Below are 13,029 nucleotides of genomic sequence, written 5' to 3'. Positions count from 1 at the left end.
TAGTATTTCGACCTTCACTCTTTTATTGTCAGCAAAGCCTCCTGTATGATACATGACAGGAGGCTTTTTGCTGTATTAGGAAAACTGCAATTTGCTGTAGCATGATCAACTTCAATTGACATCCCCACATACAAATGATGCAATAATAACAACGATGCCAATACTCTAAAAAACCAAAGGAGCGACTCAAACATGATGATATTAACGCCATATGAAGGCGTGGACGCGTATGAATTCGGCAGCACACAAGCACAAATCAAAAAGCAAAGTGGCAAAGCGTTAAGTGTAGAGAAGGATGGCATCATGGAAGAAATCAGAGAGATGCGAGAGGGTGTACGCTGTACATATATCGAAAAGAAACTTGCGGATGTGATAATCGTCAAAGGTGGGCAATTACAGGTGGATGAGATCAATCTCTTTTCCGATCCTCATGCTGTACAGCAATTGGAACAAACATATAAGGCGACTTATAACGAATCAGGCACGTATGTACTGTTCGCTGATTTAGGTCTTTGTCTCGGCGGGTTCACTGGCAAACAGGTTCCCGAAGGACAGATTGCGATCTGCTTTGCTCGCGAGCGATTGGAATTTTACGAGATCTATTTGGAGATGTGAGACGATTATTGCAAAAATCTACAAAATTGATCAACTTTCCATTGAGTTGTCCATCATATATCTCTATAATAAGACGAGATGTCTCTGCCCTATTGATCCGCAATTCGCGCAGGCTCAAGTCCAATAGAAAAGGTGTAATGAATGAGCATATTAAACGTAGAAAAGTTAAGCCACGGCTTTGGTGACCGGGCTATTTTTAAAGATGTATCGTTCCGTCTGTTGAAAGGCGAACATATCGGTCTGATCGGCGCAAACGGTGAAGGTAAATCTACCTTCATGAATATTATCACAGGCAAGCTGCAACCTGACGAAGGCAAAGTTGAGTGGTCGAAGCGCATGCGTGTCGGCTATCTGGATCAACATGCTGTGCTGGAAAAAGGCATGACTATCCGTGACGTACTCAAAAGTGCATTCCAATACCTGTTCGATATGGAGCAGGAAATGAACGACATGTACGGCAAAATGGGGGAAGTTACACCGGAGGAACTGGAAGAGCTGCTAGAGCAAGTTGGTACCATTCAGGACCTATTGACGGCGCAGGACTTCTACCTGATTGATGCCAAGATTGACGAAACCGCACGCGGTCTCGGTCTGACAGACATCGGTCTGGATAAGGACGTTAACGATCTGTCTGGTGGACAACGTACTAAAGTTCTGCTGACCAAGCTGCTGTTGGAGAAACCCGACATTCTGCTGCTGGATGAGCCGACCAACTATTTGGACGAAGTGCATATCACGTGGCTGACACGGTATTTGCAGGAGTATGAGAATGCGTTTATCCTGATTTCTCACGATATTCCATTCCTGAATAGCGTTATCAACATTATTTACCATATGGAAAATCAAGAGCTGAACCGTTATGTCGGCGACTATGATTATTTCATGGAAGTATATGAAATGAAAAAGCAACAGCTGGAATCAGCATTCAAACGTCAACAGCAGGAAATCTCCCAGCTGAAAGACTTTGTTGCTCGTAACAAAGCAAGCGTCGCAACCCGTAATATGGCGATGTCTCGTCAGAAAAAGCTCGACAAAATGGAAGTGATCGAGCTGGCACAGGAGCGTCCGAAGCCGCAATTCAACTTCAAAGTTGGACGTACAGCGGGTAAAGTGATTTTTGACACCAAAGATCTGGTTATCGGCTACAATGAGCCATTGTCCCGTCCGCTTGATCTGCGTATGGAGCGTGGGCAGAAGATCGCCCTCGTCGGTGCGAATGGTATCGGTAAAACGACGTTGCTACGCAGTATTCTCGGCGAAATCCCTGCTATTTCCGGTACAGTGGAGCGCGGTGAGCATCAGCAGATCGGTTACTTTGAGCAGGAGATGAAGTCCGACAACTACAATTCCTGTATTGAAGAAATTTGGAGCGAGTTCCCGGGCTTCTCCCAATTTGAAGTTCGTGCAGCTCTTGCCAAATGTGGTCTGACGACCAAGCATATCGAGAGCAAAATCGCTGTCCTCAGCGGTGGCGAAAAAGCCAAAGTGCGTCTGTGCAAGTTGATCAACCGTGAAACGAATATCCTCGTACTCGATGAGCCGACCAACCACTTGGACGTTGATGCCAAGGACGAGCTGAAGCGCGCGTTGCAAGCGTACAAAGGAAGCATCCTCATGATCTCTCACGAACCGGAATTTTACCGTGACATCGTGACCGAGACATGGAACTGCGAATCGTGGACCACGAAAGTATTTTAATATAGTAAATGATCGTTGCATCCTGATGCAGATCATAGATCGACGGAAATCCTGTTTAAGTTACGACTTGAGCAGGATTTTCTTTTGGCATACGTAATGGAGAATGCGTATGATTCATTTGATAAAATTAGCAAAATATTTTGATTACGATGCAAAACGCGTTATAATAAATAGCGTATAAATTCACAAGCAGAAAGAGAGCGGATAGTATGGGCCGTAAGTGGAATAATATCAAGGAAAAAAAGGCAAATAAAGACGCAAACACAAGTCGGATTTATGCCAAATTTGGCGTGGAAATCTATGTTGCTGCCAAAAAAGGCGAGCCTGATCCCGTATCCAACAGTGCTCTGAAAGTCGTATTGGAGCGTGCGAAAACATATAATGTACCGAAAGCGATCATTGATCGCGCGCTGGATAAAGCTAAAGGTAGCGGAGACGAGCAATACTCCGAGCTGCGTTACGAAGGATTCGGTCCGAATGGTTCGATGATCATCGTTGATGCGCTGACCAACAACGTAAACCGTACCGCACCAGAAGTACGTTCCGCATTTAACAAAAACGGCGGAAACATGGGTGTAGCGGGTTCCGTAGCGTACATGTTCGAATCGACTGCCGTGATCGGTGTAACAGGCAAGAACGAAGAAGAAGTACTGGAAATTCTGATGGAAGCAGACGTGGATGCACGCGACATCGTGCAGGAAGACGAGTCCGTGATCGTTTATGCAGAGCCGGATCAATTCCATGCGGTGCAAGAAGCATTCAAAAACGCAGGCATCGAGGAATTTAGCGTAGCCGAGCTGACCATGCTGCCACAAACCTTTGTGACACTGCCAGACGAAGCAGCGGAAGCGCAATTTGAGAAGCTGATCGACGCACTTGAAGATCTGGAAGATGTACAACAGGTATACCATAACGTTGAGTATGCTGAGTAAGACCTTGTAAACGATCCATTATAGATCGAGCATGATGTTGATCTATATCATAAGCTGTTGATCTATATCATAAGCAGCAGTATACCTACTAGATGTGGGTATACTGCTTTTTTGTGTATCAATCTTATTTTTTTATAAAACATAATCATTGTTGCAACATTCCTCCTGCCTGCGTTGTGTACATCATGAAGAGGCAAGCACAATGTTCAATGGAAAGGAGGAAATGCACATGAAAAAAGTAATCACGGCAGCATTATCAGCAGCCTTACTACTAGGTGGCACTGGAAGTGCGTTGGCATTTGACGATGTGAATCAACAGCAAAAGCAAGCGATTACTAGCCTACAGCAGCAGGGAGTGATCGCCGGTATGAGCAAAGACAGCTTCAAACCGGAACAAGATCTCAGCTATGCACAGGCGATTACCCTGCTGGTCAAAGGATATGATCTGAATATTGATAATATGCGCTTTATCAAAATGCCAGTAGCGACTGATATGTACACCCATGTATCCGACCAAGCATGGTACGCGGACACGCTCGTATTGGCGTATTACAATAACGTCAAGCTGGATAAAAATGTGAATGTGGCAGATTCCATCACTCGCGAGCAATTCGCTACGCTGCTTATGGACACACTGGAACATCAAGCAGGTCTGCCGATGATCAATCTTGTTCCAGCGGACATCAAGGATGAATCCGATATTACCGCTGGCAATCAGGGAGCGATACAGCGTGCCTTGCATTACAAGATCATCACATTGCATGAGGACGGCACCTTCCAGCCAAAAGAAAAGCTCACTCGCGGCGAAGCTGCCCAGTGGCTTTACAACAGTTTGCAAGTTCTGCATGAAAAGGCAGGCAACAAACAGGCACCAATGGAAGATGCCGGTCAATGAGGATGATCTGCATTTCCCTATTTCCAATGTCGTCCGTCCCTACATCATTACAGCATGAGCAAACACAACAGCATCTCGCTCATCATCCATTCACCCCCGCCGAGCCGATACGTAAGTCTCTGCGGGACGTGCACCCGGCTCCGTAAAGCCGTGCGTGCAATGTCGCTACGTCGTCTAGTCTCTTGCCATTTGCGGGCAAACACATCCATTACGGATCAGTCGGAACGATCGCTGGCACGCACCCTGCCGACAGGATCGCTTCATGACTGCAAATGACCGCCGACTCTCCATGCCAAGCAACTGTCTGATGACAGTCTGTGAAGGCAAGGAGATACTCGGCGGTTATTTGTTGTGTTCACGTACTTCCGCATAATCTGTTATGGTGATGCCAGAATAAGTGTATTAGAATATAACATGAACGCTGAGCATGAAAGCAATTCTCATTTTATCTTCAAAAGGAGACATCATGGTTAAACGACTTGTTAGACTGGCAGACCACGTATACCGGCTGGCGCTTCCTTATGGAGACGGCACGGTGAATAGTTATCTCTTTGAAGGCAAGAACGGATATACGGTTATGGATACTGGGGTACAGGATGAAGCGACACGCCGGGAATGGAAGCAGCTGCGCGATAACGGACTGGTAGTCGAAAAGGTGATCATTACTCACACCCACCCCGATCATATCGGACTGGCACTTTGGTTTCAGCAGGAGTGGAACGTTCCTGTCCTATGTTCACGTAACAGCTATGAATTGATGAGCACCTATCACCGTCTGCTAGAGCAAAAGCAGCCGGATGATCATACACCCTATGCATTTAATCAAATATACGATGGACCAGAGATCGAGGAACGACAATTTTACCGTTATATGGGCAGTGTATGGCTAGAGCCGGATCAGATCTACAACAACCACGATACTGTCATGCTGGGCGATGAGCCTTATGAAGCGATTTGGACACCGGGACATGCGGCAGATCATTTCTGCTTTTGGCATGCGCCGTCCAAGCTGTTGCTTGCGGGTGATCTCATGTTCGCTGATACCGCGCCTGTGATTCCATTTTGGAGCGAGGAGGATGTGAATCCGCTTGAGGATTATTTCCAATCACTGGATCTAATCGAAACGTATCCGGCAGAATTGGTGTTGCCTGGACATGATCATGTCATTCACGATCTGCCGCAGCGGATTCGCGATATTCGCAATGCGCATCATTTTCGGATGCAGCAGATTTTGGGCAGTCTGACAGAGGGAAGGCGAACGGCTGGGCAGTTATGTCGTGAGATTTATGGAACAGGCAGACCGGCATCACAGGAGCTGTTGGAATTTTATACAGCGCTGGCGAGACTGGTGTATTTGCGCAATGAAGGCTTTGTAGAGTCAGTAACGGATGGGGATATTGTCTATTTTCAGCGAAAATAATGTTGTGAGATTGGACATGACCTGTGTATTCGGGTTACGATGGTCAAGGACCTGATGACAGGTCATGATCTAGAACATACAGGAGGAATTACAATCATGTCCGATGCTTTTGTTTTTGATTGGATGGCGAGAACACGCCAAAATATGCTGAAATATCTCGACCGGATCAGCGAAGAACACATCGATATTATCCCGGAGGATTTTAACAATAATATTCACTGGCAATTTGGTCATATTGTGACCATCGCTGATAGTATCATTTATGGGTTCGCTGGTCAGACGCGCCGTTTGCCAGTAGAATACTCTACATTTTTCGCACCGAATACACGTCCGTCGGAATGGCATGGCGAGCCGCCAAGCTGGGAAGACGTGCTGAACGTATTCAACAGCCAAGTGGATGAGCTGCGCGAAGTGTTTGGCAGCAAGCTGGACGAATCAGTAGCAGTACAGGACAACTTTGCGGGTGCCAAAATTATTCACGATCTACTAGAGCTGAACTTGACGCATGAAGCGGCTCATTCGGGTATGATCAATGCGATGACCCGACTGCTGCGCAAAGCGTAAGTAGAAGCGAAGAAAACTATTATTGATCGTATATTGCACGCCCCTGATCGACGTATAGTGGCTTGAGTTGTTTATAGCCGCTTGTCGATCAGGGGTTTTTATTTGGTCTGAACATAGATATTGGGTATACATATAGAATGAACATCGTTAGTCTACAGGATGCTTCCAATAGAAGCAAAAGAGGGATCTGTTTCTACATCCCAAAGCGCCGTTTGACCGTCGCTGTTGCAAAATTGTCGAACTATTGCTTCCTAGGCTTTTGTCACTGCTCTGTAATCCGATTATAATAAAGTGAATAACGAAAATTACAACTATCTCTGTCAGGATGAAATGGAGAAATGATATGTATAGCAATCTTGAAGAATGCCTGCTCGATCTTGAAAAAAACGGTCATCTGCTCCGAATCAAGGAAGAAGTCGATCCTCATTTGGAGATGGCGGCGATTCATCTGCGTGTATATGAAGCCGGTGGACCGGCGTTGCTATTTGAAAATGTGAAAGGCTCGCGCTTCCGGGCAGCATCGAATATTTTCGGTACGATGGATCGCAGTCGTTTTATTTTCCGACAGACATGGGAATCAACGCGTAATGTCATCGCTCTACGCAATGATCCGATGAAGGCGCTCAAGCAACCATTGGCGAATGTACGCAATGGGCTTGCTGCTTACAAAGCATTGCCGAATGAGCGCGGCAATAGTTTGCCTGCCGCAGCGGAGCAGATTCAAATCTCTGATCTGCCGCTGATCCAGCACTGGCCGATGGATGGAGGCGCGTTTGTGACGCTGCCGCTCGTTTACAGTGAAGACCCGGACAAGCCGGGCATTATGAATTCCAACCTCGGTATGTACCGGATTCAGCTGACAGGCAACGAGTACGAGCTGAATCGTGAGATCGGTCTGCATTATCAGATTCATCGCGGTATCGGTGTCCATCAGTCGAAGGCGAATCAACAGGGCAAGCCGCTGAAGGTGAGTATCTTCGTCGGTGGACCACCAGCGCATACGTTATCTGCGGTCATGCCGCTGCCGGAAGGACTAAGCGAATTAACCTTTGCCGGACTGCTGGCAGGTCGTCGATTCAATTATAGCTATCTGGACGGCTATGCGATCAGTAACGATGCTGATTTTGTCATCACGGGCGAGATTCATGCGCAGGATACGAAGCCAGAAGGACCATTCGGCGATCATCTGGGCTATTACAGTCTCGTGCATGATTTCCCTGTGTTGAAAGTACATGGCGTGTATGCCAGACCGCGTGCCATTTGGCCATTTACCGTGGTTGGCCGTCCGCCGCAAGAGGATACTGTTTTTGGTGAGCTGATCCATGAATTGACGGGGGATGCGGTAAAGCAGGAGATTCCTGGCGTTAAGGAAGTGCATGCTGTCGATGCGGCAGGTGTGCATCCACTGCTATTCGCTATTGGTAGCGAGCGGTATACACCGTATCAGCAGGTCAAGCAGCCTGCCGAGCTGTTGACCATTGCCAACCGAATTCTAGGTACTGGTCAGGTCAGCCTTGCCAAATACCTATTTATCACTGCTGAGGATCAGCAACCGCTGGATACGCATCGTGAAGTCGAATTTATCGGCTATATTCTAGAGCGTATGGATCTGCGCCGCGATATTCATTTCCAAACGAACACAACGATTGATACACTGGACTATTCCGGTACTGGCTTGAATACAGGAAGTAAAGTGATCTTCGCCGCTTATGGCGACAAGCGCCGTGAGCTGTGTCGTGAAGTACCAGAAGCGCTGAAAGGGCTGCGAACGCTGCATGATCCGTATCTGGTGATGCCGGGTGTGGTTGCCGTGCAGAGCAAGCCATTTACCGATTATATTGCGGCTCGGCAGGAATTGGCGGACATCTGCGCTAGTCTGGAAGCGCATGAAGGATTGGAAGGTGCGCCAATGATCATTCTGTGCGATGATAGTGAGATGGTCAGCGCTACTCTGAGTAATTTCCTATGGGTAACATTTACGCGCAGCAATCCGTCACACGATATTTACGGAACGAACAGCTCGTATGAGTACAAGCATTGGGGCTGTGATAATATGATTATTGATGCACGCATCAAGCCGCACCAAGCACCGCCGCTTGTACCAGATGCGGATGTGGAGAAACGCATTGATCGACTATTTGCCAGTGGTGGCAGCCTGAGCAGTATCAAGCTGAGCTAATAGAAGAGGTTCGAAAGTCGTACAGATGCGTTTGCAGTATATGATCCTACCATCTAGAAGCTTGGAGTTTTGAAGGTATTCTTTTGACAAATGTTTCTGCAATTTTAAACAGCTGCCTGTATTTGGGCAGCTGTTTATTTCATTGCGCATTACCGATATAGTATAGAAAGCGTCAAATTTAACATACATAACGCTCAAGCGAAGTATGCTTGGATTGGTTTTCGTATTATAATGTTTGTTTTTGCATTTCTCGCGCGCGCTTTGTTTCTGAGCACTTAGATTTTCGCAATCCTTTACACAGATGTATACAAGGTCATGAGACATGAAGGGATCGCTTCATAGTATATTCAAACGACAGCTGTATTCTACTTGTATCCTCTCTATATTTTGCAATCATCTCTTATTTGTTAACGACTGGAGTGCTATATATGGAAACGTTAATCCACTATGTATATAACGATTTGTTGCCTCAATTACTCATTGAGAGTATCGATCCGCTGGAGCCGATACAAGTGATGTCGTATCCGCAGCCGTGGGTATTGCTCGGTGCGGGCAATTATGCTGCTGTGCTCTATCATCCTGATTATCCAGAGCATGCAGTCAAGGTGTATGCAGACGGCAAACCTGGTCTGGAAGAAGAGCATGGAGTCTATCGTTTGTTAGGAGATCATCCTTCGTATTCGACCTGCTATTATGCAGGCGAGCAGTTTCTCATTCTCAAGCGTCTGATGGGCATGACGGTATATGAATGTCTGCAAAAAGGCGTGGTGATACCTGAACGCGCTATCCGTGACATCGATTTGGCGCTAGATTACGCACGTTCTGTGAATTTACGTCCACATGATGTACACGCCAAAAATGTTATGGTGCATCACGGGCGCGGTCTGATTGTCGATGTATCTGATTTTTCTAAACAAGAATCATGCAGGATGTGGGATGATTTCAAAAAAGCTTATTATCGTCTCTATTGGCCAGTCGCTTCGCATATCATTTTTCCGATTCCTGCCTTTATGCTGGAAAGCGTGCGCAAAGGCTATCAGCTATATCGCAGACGTCGACGCCGGATACGGAATTTGCCACCAACTGGGCAAAAGCTGTGAAAGGTTTTATTCACCACTCACATCGCTATGAATTACAAGACATATGTCCTAACTACACGACGAAGCCACTCTAGTATAATGTAAAGGTGAATGATAGAGGAGGCGGACAGATGAAAGGCGTGATCTTTTCGCTGCTAGCAGGTATTTTTCTTGGCTTGCAGGGAATTGTGAATTCGCATACTGGACAATTTGTAGGCACATGGAAAGCAGTGATTATCAACCAGCTAGGCGGCTTCCTTCTGGCGGGTATCATCATGCTGTTCATGCGTAACAATAATTGGTCCGGTTTGTTACAAGTGAAAAGGCTGTACTGGTTCAGCGGTGCCTTTGCAGCGATTATCGTATTTAGCAATATTACATCCATGCATCGGATCGGTGCGACGCTGACGATTGCGATTGTACTCATCTCGCAATTATGTATGACCTTTACGATTGATAGCCGGGGCTGGTTCGGCACACTTCGGCAGCGTATCGGCATGGCGCATGTGCTCGGTATCGGATTGATGATTATCGGTGTGATTGTGCTGCGATTTAGCTAATACATTTGCTAATGGCTTCGTTGTTACGGCGTAGCCATAGTCATTGTGCAGCAGGGCTTATGTTCTAGCTTGCAATCCAAATTCAGATTGCTTAAATAGGCTGTAATCTCAATCGTGCGTTGTCATTCTATTACAGTATGCAAAGAAGACTCCAGAATAGCAGGAGTCTTCTTTTTGTATTGAGTTTCCATGTAATTTCTCGTTTTGACTTTCAACACCAAGCGCATCAAGAACGCGGCTGTGTTGTCGTGCCATCCCATGTTTTGCGAAAGGATTGTTCGTGGAAGTGGGTAATCTGCCGGAATAGCGATTGTCCATCATCGGTAACAGTAAAGGCTGGATCAATCGGCAGTACTAATGCTCGATACGTTTCCGGTACCCAAATATAATGATGCACATACGAGGTTGGCACAAAGCCGCATTTCTCCCAGAATACGATCCGTTCTCGATTCTCCGCATTATCCTCTGCTTCTGCCTCGATAATGATAGCAGCAACACCATACGTTAACACTGCCCAATCGCGTAATAATGTAAAGAACAGTTTGCCTTCTCCACGACCGCGCCGATCCTTACGAATCGCCATATAGTCGATAATAAGCGTTGGTTGATCTGGCGAATCGCCTCGTCCGGTAAACGCCATCGCGACCAGCTCGCCGTCGTCATAACCAGCATGCATCGTAGCCAAACCGCGATCCAGCATGATTTTCAGGATACGCTCTGGCTTGGCGCCATGCGCAAAGGCTTCTTCATAAATGGGCTTCATCTGCTGCCATAGCGATTCATCCCAGTGATCCAATGTATCCAATTCGAGAGCCATAGGTGATGCCTCCAATATTGTAAAGTTATGCTCTTGCAGTATACCAGATATCATAAACGATACCTACTACCGCTGAAACGGTCTGTACCTTTCTCATTTGCGATTTGAGGACATATGTCCTAATCTATACCATAGTAGGTTTCGGTATAATAAAAATAAGCTACAGGGAACGGTGGTATGCGTCATGCAAGAGATTCATAATCAACAGCGACTGCACGCTTATTTGCAGCAATTCGGAATTGAGGATGTGTTTCACGAGCCGTTATTGCCGCATGTGGGACTGTATGCGTTTGAACCGGGCGAGGTATTGTGCGCACAGGGGGAACGTTCGGAGATTCTATATGTACTGGTGAAAGGAACAACCAAAACATCGCTCACCTCTCCAGAAGGAAAAACATTGGTGCTATCGTTAAAAACACCGCCGGAAATGATTGGTGATATTGAATATGTCGAGCAGGTGGAGCTGATGAATACGGTGCAGGCGGTAACGCCAGTGGAGGTACTGGGCATTCGTTATCAGTGGCTCTACCGATATGGTCAGGATCACCCGCCATTGCTGCGTTTTCTGCTACATATCATCACATACAAATTCAGAGTCAAATCGGACTCGATGAGCTTCAATCTAATGTATCCTGTGGAAACACGGCTTGCCAGCTATCTGTTGTCTGTCACAACGGAACAATACAGCGAACTGTCCACCGGCAAGCCAGCAGATTACAGTCTGACCGACATTGCCAATCTGATCGGTACAAGCTATCGCCATCTGAATCGAGTCATTCGACAGTTCAGCGAGCAGGGCATGATCGAGCGTCAGCGCGGATTGATTGTGATTAAGGATCGGCAACAGCTAGAGGAATTGGCTTCCAGCGAAACCTTTTAGATAAAGGGCTGTAGATCAGCTGATCAAACTGCAAAGAAAATACCGTCTATCCATTATCCCTAAGAAAATCAAAGCTAAAGGAGACTTTTCCATGAACAACATCAAAACAATCGACAAAATCGCTTGGGTCTATCTAGAAAATAAGCATATTCTGTGTGTGCGCTCCAAAGATAAGCAGCTATTTTACATCCCCGGTGGCAAACGCGAATCCGGTGAACAGGATCAGCAAACGTTGATTCGCGAGGTAGAGGAAGAATTGAATGTTCATCTATCGCCTGAAACAATTGAGCATGCTGGAACCTTTGAGGCACCTGCCGATGGCAAAGCAGAAGGAATTATCGTCCGTCTTACTTGTTATACTGCGGATTATCAGGGCGAGCTGCTGCCGCAAAGTGAGATTGAGGAGCTGGCATGGCTGAGTTATGATGATCTGGAGCGTGTATCGGCTGCCAGTAAGCTTGTATTTGAACAACTGCATGAGCAGGAATTGCTTGATCTGGCATGTTGAGCATAGAGCTGAGCAGTGAAATGATAGTTGGACGAAAAGCGTCCCAATCACGCTATGACCTAATAATCTCGAAAATAGAGATTATGAAACTCGCTATCTCCACTAGCATTGTAAAATTAAATTGACGTTTGAATCATCAACGTATATTATAGACCCGTAAAGTCTTTAATTTAATTTTTTGTATGTTCCCTGTTGTATTGCATTTAGTAATTGTTGTTTTTGGCAATACTAGAGATAATAGGGACGAATGAAGTCTGTCACAAAGGCGGCGATACAGCGTGAAATTTTCCAAAGCAACGAATTATGCGCTGCATACCATGCTTCATCTGTCGGCAGCAGAACCGAATCGTTTGACAGGTGTGCAGCAGCTTGCAGATCAACAGCAGGTGTCTCCCACATATCTATCCAAAATTCTAACCAAGCTAGCGAAGGCGGGCATGGTGGAATCTTCATCCGGTGCCAATGGTGGGTATCGGCTGCGACGGAACTGGGAGGAGCTTTCTTTTCTGGATGTGATTCATGCCATTGAAGGAAACACATCACTGTTTGAGTGCAATTTGAACCACGGTCCAGATTGTTTGATTGAGCAGGTGATGATGAAGGCAGAAGGTACGATGGAGGAGTATCTCCGCCAGCAAAAGCTTTCCGATCTGACTGTTCAAATGCGCGCTCATCTTCACAGATGAGCCGCTTTCTGTAAGAGCAACGTACCCATCCTGCACGAACGATTGATCTAGCGAATCTGCTGAGTTCGTTCTAGTTTGTTACATGCCATGCCGTATTCTACTTTTATTACAGACATAATGAGTCCTTAATATCCCTAAAAAATTGTACCTTACTTTATCCAAGCCTACGCTTATCCACCCATATTCCATACTATTT

General features: G+C 46.3%; 13 protein-coding genes. 12 read left to right on the top strand and 1 reads right to left on the bottom strand.

Annotated features, from left to right (window positions below; translation table 11 throughout):
* Window positions 1-192 precede the first annotated feature (192 nt).
* The 9 genes from ABXR35_RS08240 (at window position 193) to ABXR35_RS08200 (ending at window position 9,942) form a co-directional block, all read left to right on the top strand.
* Entirely contained in the window at window positions 193-615 is a 423-nt protein-coding gene (locus tag ABXR35_RS08240) for a hypothetical protein (protein ID WP_367058033.1), read from the top strand.
* Window positions 616-756: 141 nt separating this feature from the next.
* Complete coding sequence (locus tag ABXR35_RS08235; RefSeq protein ID WP_367058031.1) at window positions 757-2,313, top strand: ABC-F family ATP-binding cassette domain-containing protein; 1,557 nt, start codon at window positions 757-759, stop codon at window positions 2,311-2,313.
* Between the two features lie 209 nt (window positions 2,314-2,522).
* A complete protein-coding gene (locus ABXR35_RS08230; protein ID WP_367058028.1) occupies window positions 2,523-3,245 on the top strand; it encodes a YebC/PmpR family DNA-binding transcriptional regulator in 723 nt (240 codons plus the stop codon).
* A 229-nt stretch (window positions 3,246-3,474) separates the two neighbouring features.
* Window positions 3,475-4,140 carry an S-layer homology domain-containing protein gene (locus ABXR35_RS08225; RefSeq protein WP_367058025.1) on the top strand — a complete coding sequence of 222 codons (666 nt, stop codon included), beginning with the start codon at window positions 3,475-3,477 and terminating at the stop codon, window positions 4,138-4,140.
* A 466-nt stretch (window positions 4,141-4,606) separates the two neighbouring features.
* Window positions 4,607-5,560, top strand: coding sequence for an MBL fold metallo-hydrolase (locus tag ABXR35_RS08220; protein ID WP_367058023.1), 954 nt, complete (start codon window positions 4,607-4,609; stop codon window positions 5,558-5,560).
* A 96-nt stretch (window positions 5,561-5,656) separates the two neighbouring features.
* Complete coding sequence (locus ABXR35_RS08215; RefSeq protein ID WP_367058020.1) at window positions 5,657-6,124, top strand: DinB family protein; 468 nt, start codon at window positions 5,657-5,659, stop codon at window positions 6,122-6,124.
* 343 nt (window positions 6,125-6,467) lie between these two features.
* On the top strand, window positions 6,468-8,303 hold the full coding sequence (locus tag ABXR35_RS08210) for a UbiD family decarboxylase (protein ID WP_367058018.1): 1,836 nt from the start codon (window positions 6,468-6,470) through the stop codon (window positions 8,301-8,303).
* 428 nt (window positions 8,304-8,731) lie between these two features.
* Entirely contained in the window at window positions 8,732-9,403 is a 672-nt protein-coding gene (locus ABXR35_RS08205; RefSeq protein WP_367058016.1) for a serine/threonine protein kinase, read from the top strand.
* Between the two features lie 110 nt (window positions 9,404-9,513).
* The gene (locus ABXR35_RS08200) at window positions 9,514-9,942 is read left to right on the top strand and encodes a DMT family transporter (RefSeq protein ID WP_367058013.1); all 429 of its coding nucleotides are present in this window, start codon (window positions 9,514-9,516) and stop codon (window positions 9,940-9,942) included.
* 226 nt (window positions 9,943-10,168) lie between these two features.
* Here ABXR35_RS08200 and ABXR35_RS08195 read toward each other — a convergent pair whose 3' ends face one another.
* Window positions 10,169-10,759, bottom strand: coding sequence for a GNAT family N-acetyltransferase (locus ABXR35_RS08195; protein WP_367058011.1), 591 nt, complete (start codon window positions 10,757-10,759; stop codon window positions 10,169-10,171).
* A gap of 184 nt (window positions 10,760-10,943) precedes the next feature.
* Here ABXR35_RS08195 and ABXR35_RS08190 point away from each other — a divergent pair, with 184 nt between their 5' ends.
* The 3 genes from ABXR35_RS08190 to ABXR35_RS08180 all read left to right on the top strand — a co-directional run bounded on the left by ABXR35_RS08190 (window position 10,944) and on the right by ABXR35_RS08180 (window position 12,833).
* Window positions 10,944-11,639: a Crp/Fnr family transcriptional regulator gene (locus ABXR35_RS08190; protein ID WP_367058008.1), complete on the top strand. Its 696-nt coding sequence runs from the start codon at window positions 10,944-10,946 to the stop codon at window positions 11,637-11,639.
* A 91-nt stretch (window positions 11,640-11,730) separates the two neighbouring features.
* Window positions 11,731-12,147, top strand: a complete 417-nt coding sequence (locus tag ABXR35_RS08185) for an NUDIX hydrolase (RefSeq protein ID WP_367058006.1) — start codon at window positions 11,731-11,733, stop codon at window positions 12,145-12,147.
* Between the two features lie 278 nt (window positions 12,148-12,425).
* Window positions 12,426-12,833, top strand: coding sequence for an RrF2 family transcriptional regulator (locus ABXR35_RS08180; RefSeq protein ID WP_367058004.1), 408 nt, complete (start codon window positions 12,426-12,428; stop codon window positions 12,831-12,833).
* Window positions 12,834-13,029: the final 196 nt, after the last annotated feature.

The organism is Paenibacillus sp. JQZ6Y-1 (assembly GCF_040719145.1).
Taxonomy (GTDB): Bacteria; Bacillota; Bacilli; order Paenibacillales; family Paenibacillaceae; genus Saccharibacillus; species Saccharibacillus kandeliae.
This window is presented reverse-complemented; position numbering and strand designations above follow the sequence as displayed.